This is a genomic window from Allobosea sp. P1_B10 (assembly GCF_056406735.1).
The window spans coordinates 824,372-843,849 of sequence record NZ_JBFTZP010000001.1; the positions used below are offsets into that span (position 1 = coordinate 824,372).

At 66.1% G+C, this 19,478-nt stretch carries 19 protein-coding genes; 9 read left to right on the forward strand and 10 right to left on the reverse strand.

Annotated elements, in window-relative coordinates; all coding sequences use genetic code 11:
- The first annotated feature begins 2 nt into the window (after nt 1-2).
- Complete coding sequence (gene thiD, locus AC1D2L_RS04150; protein WP_476844538.1) at nt 3-827, forward strand: bifunctional hydroxymethylpyrimidine kinase/phosphomethylpyrimidine kinase; 825 nt, start codon at nt 3-5, stop codon at nt 825-827.
- Nucleotides 824-2,989, forward strand: coding sequence for a methylmalonyl-CoA mutase (scpA, locus tag AC1D2L_RS04155; protein ID WP_476844539.1), 2,166 nt, complete (start codon nt 824-826; stop codon nt 2,987-2,989). The genes thiD and scpA overlap by 4 nt, the downstream gene beginning before the upstream one ends.
- 64 nt (nt 2,990-3,053) lie before the next feature.
- Here scpA and AC1D2L_RS04160 read toward each other — a convergent pair whose 3' ends face one another.
- From AC1D2L_RS04160 to AC1D2L_RS04180, 5 genes are all read right to left on the reverse strand, one after another.
- A complete protein-coding gene (locus AC1D2L_RS04160) occupies nt 3,054-3,323 on the reverse strand; it encodes a hypothetical protein (RefSeq protein WP_476844540.1) in 270 nt (89 codons plus the stop codon).
- A gap of 233 nt (nt 3,324-3,556) precedes the next feature.
- A complete protein-coding gene (locus tag AC1D2L_RS04165; protein WP_476844541.1) occupies nt 3,557-4,342 on the reverse strand; it encodes an ABC transporter permease in 786 nt (261 codons plus the stop codon).
- Nucleotides 4,339-5,238: an ABC transporter permease gene (locus AC1D2L_RS04170; RefSeq protein WP_476844542.1), complete on the reverse strand. Its 900-nt coding sequence runs from the start codon at nt 5,236-5,238 to the stop codon at nt 4,339-4,341. The genes AC1D2L_RS04165 and AC1D2L_RS04170 overlap by 4 nt, the downstream gene beginning before the upstream one ends.
- Nucleotides 5,235-6,395, reverse strand: coding sequence for an ABC transporter ATP-binding protein (locus AC1D2L_RS04175; RefSeq protein WP_476844671.1), 1,161 nt, complete (start codon nt 6,393-6,395; stop codon nt 5,235-5,237). The genes AC1D2L_RS04170 and AC1D2L_RS04175 overlap by 4 nt, the downstream gene beginning before the upstream one ends.
- Nucleotides 6,396-6,433: 38 nt before the next feature.
- Nucleotides 6,434-7,486, reverse strand: coding sequence for a polyamine ABC transporter substrate-binding protein (locus tag AC1D2L_RS04180; protein WP_476844672.1), 1,053 nt, complete (start codon nt 7,484-7,486; stop codon nt 6,434-6,436).
- 212 nt (nt 7,487-7,698) lie between these two features.
- Here AC1D2L_RS04180 and AC1D2L_RS04185 point away from each other — a divergent pair, with 212 nt between their 5' ends.
- Nucleotides 7,699-8,439 (forward strand): DUF3750 domain-containing protein, encoded by a 741-nt coding sequence (locus AC1D2L_RS04185; protein WP_476844543.1) that lies wholly within the window; start codon nt 7,699-7,701, stop codon nt 8,437-8,439.
- Between the two features lie 108 nt (nt 8,440-8,547).
- Here the strand turns inward: AC1D2L_RS04185 and AC1D2L_RS04190 are convergent, their stop codons facing one another.
- Nucleotides 8,548-9,831, reverse strand: coding sequence for a cystathionine gamma-synthase family protein (locus tag AC1D2L_RS04190; RefSeq protein WP_476844544.1), 1,284 nt, complete (start codon nt 9,829-9,831; stop codon nt 8,548-8,550).
- A 150-nt stretch (nt 9,832-9,981) separates the two neighbouring features.
- Here AC1D2L_RS04190 and AC1D2L_RS04195 point away from each other — a divergent pair, with 150 nt between their 5' ends.
- Entirely contained in the window at nt 9,982-10,440 is a 459-nt protein-coding gene (locus tag AC1D2L_RS04195) for an Lrp/AsnC family transcriptional regulator (protein ID WP_476844545.1), read from the forward strand.
- A 4-nt stretch (nt 10,441-10,444) separates the two neighbouring features.
- On the opposite strand, the gene AC1D2L_RS04200 is transcribed toward AC1D2L_RS04195, so the two are convergent.
- The 3 genes from AC1D2L_RS04200 to AC1D2L_RS04210 all read right to left on the reverse strand — a co-directional run bounded on the left by AC1D2L_RS04200 (nt 10,445) and on the right by AC1D2L_RS04210 (nt 13,696).
- Nucleotides 10,445-11,341, reverse strand: coding sequence for a hypothetical protein (locus tag AC1D2L_RS04200; RefSeq protein ID WP_476844546.1), 897 nt, complete (start codon nt 11,339-11,341; stop codon nt 10,445-10,447).
- A gap of 85 nt (nt 11,342-11,426) precedes the next feature.
- On the reverse strand, nt 11,427-12,440 hold the full coding sequence (locus tag AC1D2L_RS04205) for an alpha/beta hydrolase (protein ID WP_476844547.1): 1,014 nt from the start codon (nt 12,438-12,440) through the stop codon (nt 11,427-11,429).
- Between the two features lie 89 nt (nt 12,441-12,529).
- Nucleotides 12,530-13,696: an alpha/beta hydrolase gene (locus AC1D2L_RS04210; protein WP_476844548.1), complete on the reverse strand. Its 1,167-nt coding sequence runs from the start codon at nt 13,694-13,696 to the stop codon at nt 12,530-12,532.
- Between the two features lie 107 nt (nt 13,697-13,803).
- Here AC1D2L_RS04210 and meaB point away from each other — a divergent pair, with 107 nt between their 5' ends.
- The 3 genes from meaB to AC1D2L_RS04225 are packed head-to-tail and all read left to right on the forward strand — an operon-like array spanning nt 13,804 to nt 16,869.
- Nucleotides 13,804-14,784, forward strand: a complete 981-nt coding sequence (gene meaB / locus AC1D2L_RS04215; RefSeq protein ID WP_476844549.1) for a methylmalonyl Co-A mutase-associated GTPase MeaB — start codon at nt 13,804-13,806, stop codon at nt 14,782-14,784.
- A gap of 10 nt (nt 14,785-14,794) precedes the next feature.
- Complete coding sequence (locus tag AC1D2L_RS04220; RefSeq protein ID WP_476844550.1) at nt 14,795-15,457, forward strand: pyroglutamyl-peptidase I; 663 nt, start codon at nt 14,795-14,797, stop codon at nt 15,455-15,457.
- Between the two features lie 26 nt (nt 15,458-15,483).
- Nucleotides 15,484-16,869 (forward strand): TIGR03808 family TAT-translocated repetitive protein, encoded by a 1,386-nt coding sequence (locus AC1D2L_RS04225; protein ID WP_476844551.1) that lies wholly within the window; start codon nt 15,484-15,486, stop codon nt 16,867-16,869.
- Between the two features lie 161 nt (nt 16,870-17,030).
- Here the strand turns inward: AC1D2L_RS04225 and AC1D2L_RS04230 are convergent, their stop codons facing one another.
- Nucleotides 17,031-18,029, reverse strand: coding sequence for an asparaginase (locus AC1D2L_RS04230; protein WP_476844552.1), 999 nt, complete (start codon nt 18,027-18,029; stop codon nt 17,031-17,033).
- Between the two features lie 154 nt (nt 18,030-18,183).
- Here AC1D2L_RS04230 and AC1D2L_RS04235 point away from each other — a divergent pair, with 154 nt between their 5' ends.
- Both AC1D2L_RS04235 and AC1D2L_RS04240 read left to right on the forward strand, forming a co-directional pair.
- The gene (locus AC1D2L_RS04235; protein WP_476844553.1) at nt 18,184-19,008 is read left to right on the forward strand and encodes an alpha/beta hydrolase; all 825 of its coding nucleotides are present in this window, start codon (nt 18,184-18,186) and stop codon (nt 19,006-19,008) included.
- 64 nt (nt 19,009-19,072) lie between these two features.
- Nucleotides 19,073-19,309 carry an Lrp/AsnC ligand binding domain-containing protein gene (locus tag AC1D2L_RS04240; RefSeq protein ID WP_038361355.1) on the forward strand — a complete coding sequence of 79 codons (237 nt, stop codon included), beginning with the start codon at nt 19,073-19,075 and terminating at the stop codon, nt 19,307-19,309.
- Nucleotides 19,310-19,478: the final 169 nt, after the last annotated feature.

The following is a 19,478-nucleotide window of genomic DNA, read 5'->3' on the forward strand; positions in this document are numbered from 1 at the left end:
ACGTGACAGCCATCGCCTTGACGATCGCCGGCTCGGATTCGAGCGGCGGCGCCGGTATCCAGGCCGACCTCAAGACTTTCGCGGCGCATCAGGTCTATGGCGTGAGCGTCATCGTCGCGCTGACCGCGCAGAACACGAGGGGCGTCAGCGGCATCCACGCCGTGCCCGCCGCCTTCGTTACCCAGCAGATTGATGCCGTGTTCGAGGATCTCGACGTCGCCGCGGTGAAGATCGGCATGCTGGCGACAGCCGAACTGATCGAGACGGTGGCGGCCGGGCTGAAGCGTCACAACGCCCGCACCATCGTGCTGGACCCGGTGATGATCGCCGCGTCGGGCGCGCGCCTCCTCGAATCCGATGCCGTCGATGCGATCCGCCGCCACCTCTTCCCGCTGGCGACGCTGATCACGCCGAATATTCCAGAAGCCGCGGCGCTGCTGGGAACAAGCGAGGCGCAGACCGAGGCTGCCGTCGACGCGCAGGCCGAGAAACTCATGGCGCTCGGCGCAGCCAACGTACTGATCAAGGGCGGGCATGGCCGCGGCGACGTCAGCAGCGACCTGCTGCTGCTCGCCGGCGGCGCCCGACAGCGCTTCAGTGCGCCGCGCTACGAGACGCGCAACACACACGGCACCGGCTGTACCCTGTCCTCGGCGATCGCGTCGGGACTGGCGAAGGGCCTCGACCTCCCCGAGGCCGTTGGCCACGCCAAGACCTACATCACAGCGGCCATCGCGGCGGCCGATCAGGTTCAGGTTGGCCACGGCCACGGGCCGGTGCATCATTTCCACCATTGGTGGGATCCAACCGACGGGGGACAGCCATGACCGCGATCCCGGACTTTTCTCAGCTCGCCTTCGCCGACGGCAAGCCGGCAGGTCCAGCCGCATTGCCGGGAGGCGAGGACTGGCTGACGCCCGAGGGCATTCCCGTCAAGCCGCTCTACACGGCGGCCGATCGCGCGGGCCTGCCCTTCGTCGACACCCTGCCTGGCATCGCGCCTTATCTGCGCGGTCCCTACCCCACCATGTACGTCAACCAGCCCTGGACGATCCGGCAATATGCGGGCTTCTCGACGGCTGAGGATTCCAACGCCTTCTATCGCCGCAACCTGGCGGCGGGACAGAAGGGCCTCTCGGTTGCCTTCGATCTGGCGACTCATCGCGGCTACGATTCCGACCACCCGCGCGTCGGCGGCGATGTCGGCATGGCGGGCGTCGCGATCGACTCGATCTACGACATGCGCACGCTGTTCTCCGGCATCCCGCTCGAGCAGATGAGCGTCTCGATGACGATGAACGGCGCGGTCCTGCCCGTGCTGGCGCTCTATATCGTGGCGGCGGAAGAACAGGGCGTGCCGGCGGCAAAGCTCTCGGGGACCATCCAGAACGACATCCTCAAGGAGTTCATGGTCCGCAACACCTATATCTATCCGCCCACGCCTTCGATGCGGATCATCGGCGACATCTTTTCCTACACGTCGCAGAACATGCCGAAATTCAACTCGATCTCGATCTCCGGCTACCACATGCAGGAGGCGGGAGCGACGCAGGACCTTGAGCTCGCCTACACGCTGGCGGACGGCGTCGAATATATCCGGGCGGGCCAGCGGGCGGGTTTGGGCGTCGATGTCTTCGCGCCACGCCTGTCGTTCTTCTGGGCGATCGGCATGAACTTCTTCATGGAGGTCGCCAAGCTCCGGGCGGCACGCCTGATCTGGGCCAAGCTCGTCAAGGACTTTGGCGCGACCAACGAGAAGTCGCTGCCGCTGCGGACGCATTGCCAGACCTCGGGCTGGTCACTGACGGCGCAGGACGTGTTTAACAACGTGCCGCGCACCATGATCGAGGCGATGGCAGCCACCCAAGGCCATACCCAGTCGCTGCACACCAACGCGCTCGACGAAGCCCTGGCGCTACCGACCGATTTCTCCGCACGCATCGCCCGCAACACGCAGATCGTGCTGCAGCAGGAGAGCGGCACGACGCGCGTCATCGACCCCTGGGGCGGCTCCTATTATGTCGAGCGGCTCACTGCCGAGCTCGCCGCCAAGGCCTGGGGCCATATCCAGGAGGTCGAAGCGCTGGGCGGCATGGCAAAGGCGATCGAAGCCGGCATTCCCAAGCTGCGCATCGAGGAGGCCGCGGCCAAGACGCAGGCCCGCATCGATGGCGGCCAGCAGGGCATCATCGGCGTCAACATGTTCAAGCCGGAGAACGAAGCCTCCATCGACGTCCTCAAGGTCGACAACGCCTCCGTGCGCAGCCAGCAGCTCGAGAAGCTGCGCAGGCTCAAGGCCGAGCGCAACGAGGCCGATGTCCAGGCGGCACTCACTGCGCTGACCGATGGCGCACGCGGCGACGCCAACCTGCTCGACCTCGCGGTCAAGGCCGCCCGCGCAAAGGCCACCGTCGGCGAAATCTCGATGGCGATGGAGCAGGTATTTGGGCGCCATCGGGCCGAGATCAAGTCGATCTCCGGCGTCTACAAGCGGGAGGTCGGCACGATGAACCCAGCCGTCATGCGAGTGCAGGGGATGACCGAGGCATTCGAGGAAGCCGATGGCCGCCGGCCGCGCATCCTCGTCGCCAAGATGGGCCAGGACGGCCATGACAGGGGCCAGAAGGTCATCGCGTCCGCCTTCGCCGATCTCGGCTTCGACGTCGACATCGGACCGCTCTTCGCCACACCCGAGGAGGCAACCCGGCAGGCCGTCGAGAACGACGTGCACATCATCGGCGTGTCCTCGCTGGCGGCGGGCCATCTGACGCTGGTGCCGGAGCTCAAGGCGGCGCTGGCCCAGGCCGGCCGGCCCGACATCATGATCGTGGTCGGCGGCGTGATCCCGCCGCAGGATTTCGATGCGCTGATGCAAGCGGGCGCCAGCGCGATCTTCCCGCCGGGAACGGTGATCGCCGATGCAGCGGAAAAGCTCCTCGAAGAACTGAACGCGCGGCTGGGGTATGCCCAGCGAACCGCAGCGGAATGAAAAAGGGGACGCGCCTGGCAAGGCACGTCCCCTTCCACGGTCACAGGTCGGCAGTGCGCGGCAATTACCGCCAACCGTAGCCGTAGCGCGGCGGCGGTGGCGGCGGCGGGCGCCAACCAAAGCCGTCATTGTAGCGGCGCCAGCGCTGATGGCCCCAATAGCCATGCACGGCCGGCGGCGGCGGACGCCACCGGGGAGCCGGCCGCTCGTAGCCACCCTCGTAGCGGTCTCCGAAGGCCTGTGCCGATTGCGTTGTCGCGAGGCTGGCCGCGGTCAATGCGGTCGCGCCGATCACGAAGGTGGCGAGGCTGATCCCGGCAAATCTGCGGAACATGGTTCCTGTCCTGTCTGATGGCGGGGGACATCCCCTTGCCTGACCCGGACATTCGCAGAGTGCAGCTGAACGGCCCTTGAGGGCGCCGTTCAGCCGCCGTTTAGCTGGGCGGAGTTGCGCACCACGGTCATTGAGAGGAGCGCAGCGACGAAGCAATCCAGAGGCGGCAGCGCTCTACGGCTCCTGGATGGCTTCGCTGCGCTCGCAATGACGGGGAGGTCTGAGCGGTAGTCTCACGCCGCAGCCTGGTCGCGCTTCAGCAGCAGCGACGCCACGATGACCACGACCGCCACAGCCCCGATCATGATCGTGCAGGCGGCGTTGATCTCTGGGGAGACGCCGAGCTTCACGGCCGAATAGAGCCGCATCGGCAGGGTTGTGGCGCCGGGCCCCGTCGTAAAACTCGCGATCACGAGGTCGTCCAGCGACAGCGTAAACGCGAGCATCCAGGCCGCGGCCACGGCCGGCCAGATCAGCGGGAATGTCACGGTCGCGAAGGTGACGAGCGGGGTCGCTCCCAAGTCGCGCGCGGCCTCTTCCAGCGAGCGGTCGAAGCCCGCGAGGCGCGCCTGCACGACGATGCAGGCAAAGCCCATTCCGAAGGTCGCGTGGGCGATCGTCACCGTCCAGAAGCCGCGCTCGACATCGGCCGAGACGAACAGCAGCAGCAGCGACAGCCCCGTCACCACCTCGGGCATCACCAGCGGCGCCAGCACCATCCCTGAGAACAGCGTACGCCCGAAGAAGCGGCCGTGACGCGTCAGAGCCAGTGCGGCGAGCGTGCCGAGCGCTGTTGCAGCCGTCGCGGAGACAAGACCGAGCCGGATGCTCAGCCACGCGGCATCGAGCAGCGGCTGGTTGTGAAGCAGCGCGCCATACCAATGCGTGGAAAATCCGCCCCAGACCGTAACCAGCCGCGAGGAGTTGAAGGAGTAGGCGATCAGCGCCAGGATCGGCAAATAGAGGAAGGCGAAGCCGGCGATGAGCGCCAGGATCAGGCCAGGGCCGAGGCGCTTCATGCCGCCCCTCCCCGCGAAAGCCTGGCCCGCTGGAGCAGGACGAGCGGCAAGACGAGCAGCAAGAGCAGCGCGATCGCCACCGCAGAGGCCAACGGCCAGTCGCGGTTAGAGAAGAACTCGGTCCAAAGCACCTTGCCGATCATGGTGGTATCGGGGCCGCCGAGCAGGTCCGGGATCACGAACTCGCCGACCGCCGGGATGAAGACGAGCGCGCTGCCGGCCAGAATGCCCGGCAGCGACAGGGGCAACGTCACGGTGAGGAAAGCCTTGATCGGCGTTGCACCGAGATCGGCAGCCGCTTCCAGCAGGCTGCGGTCGAGTTTTTGCAGCGTCGTGAAAAGCGGAAGCACCATGAAGGGCAGATACGAATAGACCATGCCGATCAGGACGGCCGTTTCGGTGTTGAGCAGGCGCAGCGCCTCAACTTCGAAGCCGAGCGCGCGCAAGGCTGCGTCGAGCAGGCCATCTGGACGCAAGATCCCGATCCAGGCGTAGACGCGGATTAGGAAGGACGTCCAGAAGGGAAGGATCACCATCACCACGAGGACGGCTTGCCAGCGCCTGGACGCAGAAGCCATCGCGTATGCCAGCGGATAGCCGATCGCGAGCGCGATCAGGGTCGTCAGCGCCGCGATGCGCAGGGAATAAAGATAGCTCTGCCAGTAGAGCGCATCCTCGCCGAGCAGGCGGAAATTCTCGAGATCGAGCTGAGACAGGAATTCGCCAAGCATCGATAGCCCCTCGAAATGCGGGGCATAGGGCGGCAGGGCGGTGGCCGCATCCGACAGCGCCATGCGCAGCACGATGGCGAAAGGCACCAGGAAGAAGCCGAGCAGCCAGAGATAGGGCAAAGCCACGACGAGGCGGCCGAGACGCCGGGCAGGCGGAGCGCTCATGGCTCCAGCACCAGCCCCGCCTCGATGTCCCAGGACAGCCAGACCCTGTCCTCCCAGGCAAAAGGTTGAGCGCTGCGCCGGCTGCGGTTTGCCAGCGCGACCTTGAGCAACTGGCCGTGCTCGCCGCCGACCATGACCTGGATCATGGTGAAATCGCCGAGATAGCCGATATCCCAGATCTCGCCGCGCACCTTGTTCGCGACGTCCGCGGGCTCATCATGGCTGATGTCGATCTTCTCGGGCCGCAGACCGACAAGGAGTTGCTGGCCAAGAACGAGCCGGCCTTGCTGCTCATCGAGCGAAATTGTGCCCGCGTGCGGGGTCTCAATGCGGTAGACCTCGCCCTCCGCGCCTGCGACGCGTCCATTGAACACGTTGATGTCGCCGACGAACTCGGCGACGTAGCGGTTGATCGGCGCCTCGTAGATCACGTCCGGCGGCGCGATCTGGACGAGCCTGCCGTGATCCATCACCGCCATCCGGTCTGCCATGGTCATCGCCTCGTCCTGGTCATGGGTGACGACCATGAAGGTCAGGCCGAGCTCGCTCTGCAAATCCATTAGTTCGAACTGCGTCGCTTCCCGCAGTTTGCGGTCGAGCGCGGCCATCGGCTCGTCCAGCAGGAGAAGCTTTGGCCGCTTTGCCAGCGAGCGGGCGAGTGCCACGCGCTGACGCTGCCCGCCCGAGAGCTGGTCGGGCCGGCGCTTGCCGAGGCCATCGAGCTTCACAAGCGCGAGCATGTCCTCGACGCGACGCGCGATCTCGGCGCGCGGCAGGCCCTCGCGCCGCAGGCCGTAGCCGATATTGTCGGCGACGTTGAGATGCGGGAACAGCGCATAGGACTGGAACATCATGTTGACCGGCCGCAGATGCGGCGGCACTTCCGTGATGTCGACGCCATCCAGCAGGATGCGGCCGGCATCCGGCTGTTCGAACCCCGCCAGCATCCGCATCAGCGTGGTCTTGCCGCAGCCGGAGGGGCCGAGCAGCGCGAAGAACTCGCGCGGGTAGAGCGACAGCGAAAGCTCCGCGACTGCCGTCATCGTGCCGAAGCGCTTGGTCACGCTCCGGAATTCGACGAGCGGTCTGGCCGCCGGGTCGTTCCAGGGCTGGAAGGCCCGCCGTACGCTGCCGGGCGATGGCTTTCGCGGCGACACGCCGGTGAGCGCTGGCGTGGCCACGGGTCCGGTGGTGCTCACTTGCCGGTCTTGACCCGTGTCCAGAGCCGGTTCACCAGCCGCTGCGCCTTCTGGTCATAGGGCGTGATCGTGTACAGCCGCGCCATCACCGCATCGGGCGGATAGATGCCCGGATTGTCGCGGACCGCCGCCGAGAGCAACGGCTTCGAGGCAAGGTTGCCGTTTGCGTACTGGATGAAGTCGGAGTTCCTGGCGGCCATTTCGGGACGGTTGACGAAGTCTATGAACTTCAGCGCAGCTTCTGGATTGCCGGCGTCCTTCGGAATGACAAAGGAATCGAACCACATCAGCGCGCCTTCCTTCGGGATGGAATAAGCGATCTCGACCCTGTTTTTGGCTTCCTCGGCGCGTTTCCTGGCCTGGAGGATGTCGCCGGAGTAGCCGACAGCCAGGCAGATATCGCCATTGGCGAGCGCGTTGATGTATTCCGACGAGTGGAATTTCTGGATGTGCGGGCGGATCTTGCGCAGCAGCTCGCCGGCCTTGTTGAGGTCTGCCTCGGCTTTCGAATCGGGATTGAGGCCGAGATAACGCAGGGCAGCGGGGAACATCTCCTCGACGGCGTCCAGGACATGCACGCCGCAGTTCGACAGCTTCTTGAGCTGGTCGGGCTCGAACAGGATGCGCCAGGAATCGATGACCGCATCGGGGCCGAGCCGCTCCTTGATCTTGGCGACGTTGTAGCCGATCCCGGTCGTGCCCCACATGTAGTTCACGGCGAATGTGTTGCCGGGGTCGTATTTCGCCAGACGGCCCTGGATCTCCGGCCAGACGTTCCTGAGGTTCGGCACCTTGGCGCGATCGATCGGCGCATACAGGCCGAGCGGGATATGGCGCGGCAGGAACGATGCCGTCACCACGATGAGGTCATAGCCGGTCTTGCCAGCCAGCAGTTTGGTCTCGACCGTCTCCATCTGGTCGAAGGTGTCGTAGACCACCGTGATCCCGGTTTCCTTCTTGAAGGCATCCAGCACCTCGGGGTCGACATAGTCGGACCAGTTGAAGATCCGCAGCTGCTTGTCCTGCGCCTGCGACGGCGCCCCCGTCATCACGGCGAGTCCCAGCGCGAACGCTCCGACCAGCCCCCTCAGCCCCCATGCCGAACGACTCAATTCCCCAATCCTTTCAATCGATCTTGCGTCGAATGCGGCACGCTACCAGCTTGCCGGCAAGCCTCAACCACCTTTTCGTGAACGGCAGGCGTGCAGTCTGACGCAGCTTCGATCTTGCGATGCAACGAGCCCGGCACATATCGTCGAGCATGCATCCCCTCCGCCTGTTCCTGCTCGTCTTTGCCGTGCTTTTCCTGCTTCCCGTCGCAAGCCATGCCGCCTGGTGGTACTGGCAACCGCTGGCGCAGGACTGGCAGCGCGCCGACTGGTCGAGTGCAAAGCTGCTGCCCGCCGCCGCCACCGAGCCCGAGGCGACCGTGCACGTCTTCGCCGCCCGCGTAGGGCGCTGGCGCGGCGCGTTCGCGCATCATTCCTGGATCGTGGTGAAGGAGAAGGGCGCCAGCGCCTATACCCGCTTCGACGTCGTCGGCTGGGGCACGCCGGTCCGGCTGAACCATCGCGAGGCAGACGGCCGTTGGTACGGGAACGTTCCCGAGCCGGTGGCCGAGATCCGTGGCGAGGCAGCAGAGCGCCTGATCCCGCGTATCCGCGAGGCCGTGAAGAGCTATGCCTATGTCACGCCGGGAACCTACTCCGCCTGGCCGGGGCCGAACTCGAACAGCTTTGTGCAGCATGTGCTGGCCGAGGTGCCCGAGCTGGCGCAGGCCCTGCCCCCGACGGCGATCGGCAAGGATTTTCGCGAGAGCGGGCTGTTTGCGGGGCTGACGCCCAGCCGCACCGGCATCCAGGCCTCTGTCTACGGGCTGGCAGGCGTCACGCTCGGCTGGGTCGAAGGCGTCGAGATCAACCTGCTCGGGCTCGTCGCCGGCGTCGACCTCAGGAGCCCCGCGCTGAAATTGCCGGGCTGGGGGCGGGTCGGGTTTCTGTAGTTGCTCTCCGTCATTGCGAGCGCAGCGAAGCAATCCAGCCGGGCCAGCGCGGCCCTTCCTGGATTGCTTCGTCGCTGTGCTCCTCGCAATAACGGGCAGGCTTTACCCTCAGACCGCTTCCAGCGCCTGGGCGAGATCCGAGATCAGATCTTCGACATTCTCGATGCCGACCGAGATGCGGATCAGGGCGTCGGTCAGGCCGATCTCCTCACGCAATTCGCGGGCGACACCCGAATGCGTCATCGCGGCGGGGTGCGAGACCAGGGTCTCGGTACCGCCGAGGCTGACCGCCAACTTCATGATCTGCAGGTTATCGAGCAGCGCAAAGGCTTCCTTTTCACCGCCGACGACATCGAAGGCGAAGGTGGAGCCTGCTGCCGTGCACTGTCGGTCGAACACGGCCTTGCGGGGGTCGCCGTCCTTGAGGTCGCCGAGATAATGCACCTTGGCGATCTTGGGATGGCTTGAGAGATACTCGGCGACGAGCTTGGCGTTCTCGTTGGCGCGGCTCATGCGGATGTCGAGGGTCTCGAGCGAGCGCATCAGCATCCAGCAGGAATTCGGGTCGGCCTGCGTGCCGAGCGAGCCACGCCAGCTCTTGACCTGGCGCACCAGCGCCTCGGAGCCGCTGATTGAGCCGCCGACGAGATCGCTGTGGCCGCCGACATATTTCGTCAGCGAAAGCAGAGAGAGATCGGCGCCCTGCAGCAGCGGCTTCTGGTATTTCGGACCGAGCATGGTGTTGTCGACGACGACGGGCGGACGGTGCCCCTGGCTCTGCTCGAGTTCGTCGGCGATCTGCTTGCAGGCGGCGAGATCAACGAGGCCGTTGGTCGGATTGGCCGGCGACTCGACCAGGATCATCGCGACCCGGCCCTTGGCGGCCGCTGCCTTGGCGACGTCCCGCATCTGGTCGATATCGAGCCCGTCGGTGAAGCCGAAGGGCATCACGCCGAAGGCGCCCATCTGGTTCTTGAGCAGTGTCTCGGTGCCGCCATAGAGCGGGCGCGAATGCAGGATCGTGTCGCCGGGACGCAGGAAGGCGAAGCAGGTCGTCGCGATCGCGGCCATGCCGCTGGCGAAGACGGCGCATTTCTCAGCCTCGTCCCAGATCGCGAGGCGATCCTCGAGGATTTCCATATTGGGGTGGTTGAAGCGGGAATAGACTAGGCCCGACTTCTCGCCGGGCTTGGGCTGGCGGCGGCCAGAGGTCAGGTCGAAGAAATCCTTGCCCTGCTGCGCATTCTCGAAAACGAAGGTCGAGGTCAGGAAGACCGGCGGCTTGAGCGAACCCTCCGACATCGCCGGCGAATAGCCGAAGCCCATCATCAAGGTCTCCGGATGGAGCTTCCGATTGGCGATGCGGTCCTTGTGATAGCTGTCTTTGCTCATCGGTTCTTCCCCTCGCGCAGTCCCTGCGCGGCGAGCGCCGGCGCGATTACAGGCTACGCCTTTCGCTGCGCCATTGCATGACCGATCCCGCCTGCCTTAAAGCTCCGATCTGCAGCTTTATGCCACGATGCCAGCAGGAGAGAGCAGACTATGCTCGACGCCGTCGATCGCCGCATGCTGGCCGTCCTTCAGGAGGATGGCCGGATCACCAATCAGGAACTCTCCGAAAGGGTCGGGCTGTCGCCGACCCCCTGCCTGCGCCGGCTGAAGCGGCTCGAGGAGACCGGTGTGATCCGCAGCTATGCCGCAATCGTCGATCCCAAGGCGTATGGCCTGCCCTTCAGCGTATTCGTCTCGGTACGGCTGTCGCAGCAGACGCAGGAGAACATCGCCGAATTCGAGAAGGCGGTCGAAAGCTGGAACGAGGTCGCCGAATGCTACCTGATGACGGGGAGCCAGGATTATCACCTGCGTGTGCTCACCGACGGCATCGAGGGCTATGAGCGCTTCCTCAAGCAGAAGGTGACCCGGCTGAAATGCATCCAGTCGGTGGAATCGAACTTCGCCCTGGCGACGATCAAGAAGCGGAACGCCCTGCCGCCGCTGTGAACCGTCATTTCGCGCCGAACAGGACCTCGGCAGCGGCGCGGGCCATCTTGCGCTGCTCGTGCGCCGCGCCGGGCACGATGATCTCGCGCCAGCGGGTCTCGACCCCGAGCCGCCTCGCCTGGGCATCAGCCACCCTCATGAAGTTCTGGCCGCGCGCCAAACGGGTCGCCCCTTGCGCTTCCGCACGCCGGGACGTGTTGAGCTGCGGATGGTCGGGATCGGTGTCCATGTCTCCCAGCATGACCAGAAGCGGCCTGCCGAAGGCGACCTTCAGGTCGGCATCGGTCGCGGGCGTCCCGTCGAGCGAATAAGGATAGCTGACCCCGTCGGCGCCATCCTTCCCGGCCGGCAGCGTATAATAGCCGGCATTGGCGCTGATCGCGGTCGAGTAACGGGCCTGCGGCATCAGCATGACCATGCGATGCACGAATTGCCCTCCGGCCGAATGGCCAAACAGGACATAGTCCGAGCCAGCGACCCGTCCACTCTGGAGCGCCTTGTCGAAGAAGCGCTCGATCACGCCATACACCCAACGCGAGCGATCGGGCTGGTCGCGGACGCCGCCCTGCTGGAAGAGCCGCGTCGGAAAGCGGTCCTTGTCGAAATGCGGGGCGGCGACGAGCAGCCCGTAGCGATCAGCCGCCGCAACCCAGTTGTCGCGGGCGGATTCGGCGTTCCGGTTCAGCCCATGGATGGAAATGACCAGCGGACAGGGTTTTGCCGCGCAGGCAGCCGGCACATAGGTCTCGATATTGATCGGCTCGAAGCCGGCCCCGCCGGCGTCCTCGTAGACGACATGACCGCGCCCGGCCTCCTGGAACGGGGTCGCGTCATGCGCCACGGCCAGCGATGCCGGGAGGCAGCACAGCAAGGAGAGGGCAACCCAGGCACCCACCGTCATCGTCGCCTCGCAAATCAGCAGGAGAACCCTGCCGATCCTGCGCCCGCGCATGGCCGGGCGGCAAGCCTCCCGGGTCGAGAATGCGTCAGGCGCCGGCGCGCTCCAGCGCGCGCTTGACCACCTGCGTGACGCCGCTGTTCGACAGGAACAGGCTGTGCCGCAGCAGGCTCCAGCCGCGCCCCGAGGTATCGGCAACGCGCACGCCGAGCGATTCCAGCCTGGCGCGATCGGCCGAGCCGGCGCGGGCGACGCCGCCGGCAAGCTTCGAGGAGATCGCCAGAGCACGGTCGCCGGGATCGATGATCAGCGTCATGCGCGGTGCAAGCGTTCCCAGCCGCGTGACCGCCTGCTCGAAGGCATCGATATCGACGTCGGGCGAGGCGAAGACGATCGCTCCCAGCCGCGCGACGACGTCGGGAGCGTCGCGCAGTTCGCGCAGGGTTTCCAGCGTGAGGAAGCTGCCCATCGAATGTGCGACGATATGGATTCGGCCGACCGTGGGATTGGCAGACAAAGCCTTCAACACCTGCGCGAAGGCATCGCGCGACCAGAGCGCGCTTTCGCGATCATAGGCATAGTCGAGCAGCTTCCCACCTGAAGGCCAGGTAAAGATGCCGGTGCGGCCTTCGAAAGCGAGCGCGTGCGAGAGCTGCCCCGCATTGGTCGCGGCGGATTCGAAGGTCTCGTTGTATCCGTGGACATAGATCAGCACGTCGCTGCCGGTCGCGGCCTGCGCGAACTTGCCGGCGGCATCGGAGGAACTGCGCTTGTCCACCCCCATCACCGCCCAGTCACCGCTGACGACCGAGCTGACCTGCCCGGCGATGCCACGCCCGGGAGGCGCCAGCCTCGCCTCGGCAAAGATGAGGCCCGAGCCGCGGTCCGAGTTGAAATAGGGCGGAGCGCCGTCCTGTGTCGGTCGCCGTGTGGTCGCGACGAGCAAAGTCGGCGCCTTGCCGATCCCGGATGCATCCGCGCGGGTCGGCTCCGAAAAGGGCGAGATCGCTGCTTCGGTCTGCGCGCAGGCAGCGAGCGTCGTCGAGAGCAGCGCCATCAGCACCGCGCGACGGCAAAGGGTATCGTGCCGCGAAACAGGCATTGGGTCGACCATCCGGGATTCGAGAACCGGCCGAGTTGGCCAGCACGCCCTTAAGGCCAGCCTAACGCGGCCAGATTGCGGCGAAGGTCCTACCGGCGCGTGATTGCGGCCGGCGCCGTGACCACGAGGTTGAGCGTCGACCCCACCACCCCAACGACGCCGCCGGCGATATCGCCGAAGCTGTCGCCGAGTCCCGGCCCGGCGAAGCCGATGCCACGGTCGGCCTGCAGCCGCTGGCCGATCAGCGATACGACCTTCGCCGACGCCGCGAATTTGGCGTGGTTGAGCTGATCGCTGGTTTCGACGGCCGAAATGTCGATGATCTGCGCGCCGAGCTTGGCGAGATCGGCGACGATCTCGGTATCCTGCGCCGACACCGAGCCCAGCCGCGTCTTGTCTCCGGCAAAGCGCCGCGAGAACGCCAGCGCCCTGTCGTCGGCGGAGACGAACACCGTGACCGGCCGCTTGATCTGCCGCATCTGCGTCTTGAAGACGTCGAGATCGACATCGGGCGCCGCCAGGATGATGTTGCGCAGCTTGCCGCCGAAGCTGCCATCGCCGCGGATCGCGGCCTGCCGCACGGCCTCGAGCGTCAGCAACGTCCCCATCGAATGGGCGAGGATGTCGATGCGCGTGGTGCCGAGATCCCGGCCGATTGCGCGCAGGTTCATTTCCAGGAAGTCGCGCGAATAGAACGCGCTCTCGCGGTCATAAGGGTATTGCAGGAGCTCGCCGCGCGAGGGCCAGGTGAACAGCACCGGCACGCCCTTGAAGCCGGAATCATGGACGATCTGGGCGAAGCGAAAGGCCGCATCGGCGAAATTCGTGTTGTAGCCATGCACGAAGACCAGCACGTCCCGCTCCGCAACCGGGCGGCGCTGGATCTCGCGCTTCACCTCGGCGACGATCGGCGGCAGGTCGAGACGGTCGACCTCCGCCACCGCGAAATGCTTCGCCGGATCGGTCTTGGCGCTGGGGTCGGGGAGCTCGAGTTCGCCGGGTTTGTGGCTGCGCGGGACGGAGATGTCGAGCCTGGCGAAAGCCAGTTTCATCGCGCGCTCGCCGTTGAAATATTGGGGTTCGTCGGCTGCGGCGCGTGTGGAGGCGACGAAAATGCGCACGGTTCCGGCCGTATCGCCGGGCCTGGCCTCGGCGGTCACGGCCAGGTTACGCGGCTGGCCGGCGCAGGCCGACAGCACCACCGGAGCCAAGACAACAGCGAAAACCAGACGAAGCCACGATGCCGGAAAGACCATCGTGGATTGCTCTCATCGAACCCGAGCAGGAGCAAGTGCAACCACGCCACAGTGACCTTGGGATCGACGCGCTTGTCCCGCGCCCCCAAGCCTTGCTAGGTGGCATCATGGCCGTTTTCTCCGCTTCCGCCCTGGGCAACGCGATCCTCGCCGGCGAGCGGGCAGCGCTTGCACGCGCGATCACGCTGGTCGAATCCCGTCGAGCCGACCACCGCGAGCAGGCGAAGGAACTGATCCAGCTCCTGCTGCCGAAAACCGGAGGCGCGATCCGCGTCGGCATCACCGGCGTGCCGGGCGTCGGGAAGTCGACCACGATCGACGCGCTGGGGAGCTACCTCACGAGCCTCGGCCATAAGGTCGCGGTGCTGGCGGTCGACCCCTCCTCCACCCGCACCGGCGGTTCGATCCTCGGCGACAAGACCCGCATGGCCCGGCTCGCGGTCGATCCGAATGCCTATATCCGCCCCTCGCCCTCCTCCGGCACACTGGGCGGTGTCGCGGCAAAGACGCGCGAGACCATGCTGCTCTGCGAGGCTGCGGGCTTCGACGTGATCCTGGTCGAGACGGTCGGCGTCGGGCAGTCCGAGACGGCAGTGGCCGACCTCACGGATTTCTTCCTCGTGCTGATGCTGCCCAATGCCGGCGATGAGTTGCAGGGCATCAAGAAGGGCATCATCGAGCTCGCCGACATGATCGCGGTCAACAAGGCGGATGGCGAGGGCGCGATCGCGGCGCAGCGCGCGGCGGCCCAGTACAGATCGGCGCTGCATATCCTCGCGCCCGCCTCCCCGCTCTGGTCGACACCCGTCGTCACCATCTCCGGGCTGACGGGCGATGGGCTCGGCACGCTTTGGGAGACGATCGGCGATCATCGCGCCCGGCACGAGGCCAAGGGACTGGTCGCCGAGAAGCGCCGTCGGCAGGACGTCAAGTGGATGTGGGCCATGGTGCAGGACCGTTTGCAGGCGAAGCTGCGGCATGACCCTGCGCTGAAAGCCCGCACGCCTGCGCTCGAGGCCGCCGTTGCCGCGGGCGAAACGGCTGCAACCGTCGCGGCCGACGAAATCGCGCAAGCGCTGGGGCTGTGAGGGCTGACTGATGGACATCCTCGTCACCGGCTTCGGCCCCTTCCCGCATGTGCGGGTCAACCCGACGACGACACTGGCCAAGGCCGTCGCCAGGAGGCTCGCCGCGTCCGGGCTCGATGCGCAGGCGCTGATTCTGGAGACGAGCTATGCTGGCGGACTGCCGACGCTACGGGCCGAGCTTGCCAAGCGGCACCCCAAGGCCGTCCTGATGCTGGGGCTCGCGGCGCGTGCGCGCTTCATCCGTGTCGAGCTTCTGGCGAGGGGCCGCGCCAGCCTGCTACATCCAGATGTCTCGGGAAAGGCGCCCGCAACCGGCCCGATGCAGGCGCCTGCGCGCCCTGCCTTGACCACCGCCAATCCGTACGCCGCGCTCTCTGCCTTGACGCGGCACGGCCTTCGCTCGCGGTTCTCGCCCTCGGCTGGTCGCTACCTTTGCGACGCCAGCTATGCCACCGCGCTGGCCGCGACCAAGGGTTCGGGCATCCCGGTGATCTTCATCCATGTCCCGTGGCTGCGGCCCGAAGCCGGCGTCCGGCCGCGCCACCATGTCGAGGCGTTCCGCCCGGATCGGGTCCGCCTGGCACAGGCACTCGCCACATTCGGGACGGACCTCGCCCGCAGCGGCCGCCTGAACCATGCCAGAATGACGCAAAGGCTGCGGCACGCGACTTGAAGCCTCTCGCATTCACGGAGGCTTCGATGCAGTTTTCCCGGCGTTTCCTGCTGGCAGCGGCCTGTTTCGGCACGTTTTCCGCTTATGCGCCCCGCGCGCTGGGGCAGGTTGGCCCGCGTGTCGCGCCAGCGATGCCGATGCCGCTCGGCCAGTTCGGGATCGAGGCCGCGCAGTTCGGGCTGCGCCCGGGCTCGGCGGAGGACCAGTCGCGCCGGCTGCAGAATGCGCTGATGGAAGCCGCCAAGCGCGACGCTCCGCTCGTCCTTGCGCCCGGCCGCTACCGTCTCTCGCAGGTGGTGCTGCCCGAGGGGACGCGGTTGATCGGCGTTCCCGGCGCGACGCAGCTGGTCGCGGCCGAGGCCGGGCCGTTGCTGGTGGCAAGGCGGATCAAGCGCGCCTCTCTGTCTGGCCTGCTACTGGACGGGCTCGACATTCGTATCGCGCAGCGCAGCGGGCTCATCGTCGCCGAGGAGGTTCTCGATTTCGACGTCAGGGATTGCGAGTTCGCGAATGCCGGATCGGTCGGGCTGACGCTGCAGCGGACGGCAGGGCGTGTCGCAACCAACCGCTTTCGCGGCATGCGCGATTCCGCCCTGTTCTCCTTCGATTCGCGCGGGCTCTCCATCGAGCAGAACCAGATCGAGGATTGCGGCAACAACGGCATCCAGATCTGGCGCAGCCAGCCCGGCGACGACCAATCGATCATCCGTGGCAACCGCATCAACCGGGTCCGCTCGGATGACGGCGGGGACGGCCCCAACGGAAACGGCATCAGCCTCTTCAAGGCCGGCGGCGTCATCATCGACGGCAACACGCTGCGCGACTGCGCGCTGACCTTCATCCGCAACAATTCGGGTTCCGGCGTACAGATCACTGGCAATCAGGGGCGGCGCTGCGGGGAGACCGCGATCTTCTCCGAGTTCGCTTTCGAGGGCGCAATCATCGCCAGCAACCTGGTCGAAGACTGTGCCGCGGGCATCAACGTCACCAATCTCGACCATGGCGGTCGCCTCGCAGTCGTCGCCAACAACATCGTACGCGGCGCCCAGAAGGGGCTGGCGCCGAAGGGCAAGGAACTGGTCGGCGGCATGGGCCTGCATGTCGAGGCGGAGGCCGCCGTCACAGGCAACGTCGTGGAGAACACCAGCGACATCGGTATCTCGCTCGGCTGGTCCTGGGGCATGCGCAACCTCGTCGCCACGGGCAACATGGTGCGCAAGACCGGCATCGGCATCTCGGTGTCGCTGGTGCCCAAGGAGCGCAACGCTGTGATCGCCAACAACATCATCGCCGACGCCGCCAAAGGCGCCGTCGTCGGGACAGAGTACGGCAAGCCGGTCACGGGCGACCTGACCAAGGCCCCCGACGCCCGGGCGTCCGGGGTCAGGGTCGAGAACAACGCGGTGGGCTGAGCGGCGGCCTTAGCAGAGCTTCCGGCCTGATTGAATCGCCGTCATTGCGAGGAGCAAGGCGACGAAGCACCAGGAGGACATGGGGCACTGCCGCCCCCTGGATTGCTTCGGATTGCTTCGCTGACGCTCGCAATGACGATTCAGTCCGATCGAAAAAGGCCTCAGAACGCCGCCGCCTGGACGCGCCCAACCTCGATGCCGTTCCAGTTCTTCAGCACCGTCTCGCGCAATGGTGCGAACGCCGTTGCGGTCGCGTCGTCCATCGGCAGGAAGCGGCGCAGCATCTCGGCCATCACGACCTCGGCCGCGCGCCCGGCCCCGTCATCGCATTTCAGGGCGATGCCGTAGCCCAGTTCCGGAATTGCGCCGCAATAGACGCCCTCCGCGCCGGTCTTGGTGAAGATGCGCTCGCGCAACAACTCCATGGCGCGGGTATCGAAGCGCCCGGTGCCCGCCACCATGAAGGGGTTGGCGGCGACGGCCTTGCGAATGCGGGCCGCAGCCTTTGCGCGTTCTGGCTCGAGCCCATGGCCGGTACCGATGCGGGCGAAGCCGAGCGCCAGCGCCTTCAGCGGCACGGCATAGCTCGGGATCGAACAGCCATCCGTGCCCATGTGATCGGCCGAATGCCGTGCACCCGTCACCTCTTCCAGCGCCGCCCGCACGGCCTGCTGTACGGCGTGGCCAGGCTTGACGTAGCCGGCTGGATCCTCGTCCAGCGCGCAGGACAGGCAGACGAAGCCGGCATGCTTGCCCGAGCAGTTGTTGTTGAGGGCGCTCGGCTCGGCGCCGGACCTCGCGATAGTGCGGGCGGCGGCCTCGTTCATCGGCCATTGCACGCCGCATTCCAGGCAGCCGGCATCGCGGCCGGCCTTTCTCAGCATCCTCAGCGAGGTTTCGGCGTGGAGCGGCTCGCCCGAATGCGAGGAGACCGCCAGCGCGATCTCGGCCTCCGTGAAACCGTATTTGTCGGCCGCGCCGCTCTCGAACAGCGGCAGGGCCTGGATAGCCTTCACGGCGGAGCGCGGAAACACCGGCCGCTCGACGTCGCCGACCTCGAACACGACCTTGCCATCGGCATCGACGACAATCGCCGCGCCGCGATGGCGGGACTCGACGGTATTGCCGCGTGTGATCTCGGCGAGGACGGGGTTTTCCATGGCGATCTCTCCGGGCTTCGACTGGCTCTGCACTTGGCGCACCGCCTTGTGGCGCTTGAGCCCCGGCCTGTCAAAAGCAGTGGCGCGGAGCCGCCGGGCCTGTCATGCAAGAGGCCTTCGCCCGTTCGGATCAAGCTGCAGAGCAGAGCCAGGAATGTCACCGGACTACGAAACCGAATACAACAACCGGGCCCGCGTGCCCGAGCATCCCGGCATCATCGCAGGCTGGGCCAGCGATGCGGAAGCCTATCGCGCGGAAGCCGTCTGCGAGCTCGGCATCTCCTATGGCGAGAGCGAACGCCAGCGCTACGACCTGTTCAAACCGGAGACCGCCACCGGCAATGCGATCGTCATGTTCATCCATGGCGGATACTGGCAGGCGCTCGACCGCTCCTTCTTCTCGCATATGGCGCGCGGCCTGAACCGGCTCGGCGTGCCTGTCGCGGTCGTCGGCTACGACCTTTGCCCGCAGGTGCATCTCGGCCATATCGTATGGGAGATGCAGCAGGCGGCCGCTGCGATCTGGCGGCGCTACGCCCTCCCCGTGGTCGCCAGCGGACATTCGGCCGGCGGACATCTCGCGGCCTGCCTGCTCGCCACCGACTGGAAGAATGTCGACCCTGACCTGCCCGACCAGCTGGTTCCCGCCGCCTACGGCATTTCCGGGCTCTACAACCTCAAGCCGTTGACCGAGACCAGCATCAACGGCGCGCTCAAGCTCGACATGGAGGCTGCCGAGCGCGAGAGCCCATTGTTCTGGCCCGCGCCATCCGGGTTGCTGATGGACGCAGTCGTCGGCGGGGCCGAGAGCGACGAGTATCACAAGCAGAGCCGCCGCATCGCCGACGTCTGGGGACTCGAGGGGGTGAAGACCCGCTATGGCGAGATCGCCGGCGCGAACCACTTCACCGTGCTCGCGGAGCTGCCCGACCCCGACAGCGCGATGAGTCGCAGGCTCGCCGAACTCGCCGGCGCTTGATCTTCCCGCACGAGCGGCTATCCAGAGGCTCGGATTTCAAGGCCCTGGATTATCGGAGCGCGCGATGCAGACCTTCTTCGTCGAGATCAAATGCAAGCTCGGCAAGACCTACGAGGTCGCCAGCGAACTCGCCGACCGCGAGATCGCATCCGAGATCTACTCGACGGCCGGAAACTACGACATCCTGGCGAAATTCCATGTCGCGGCGGATGTCGATATCGGCCATTTCGTCGCGCAGAAGGTGCAGTCGATCCCGGAGATCGCCGACACCCACACCATCATCACCTTCAAGGCGTTCTGAAAGCAGTTCGCGTTTCACCCGACGCGAGCCTTGCTCGCGAGGTGCAGCGCGCCCGGCCTGCCTCATCTATCGATTCAACCAGGGAAGTTGAATCGTTTCAATTCGCTACAGAGACTTCCTGAGACGTCTTATCACTTCGCTAACCATGTTTCGCTGAACCATTGCCGGC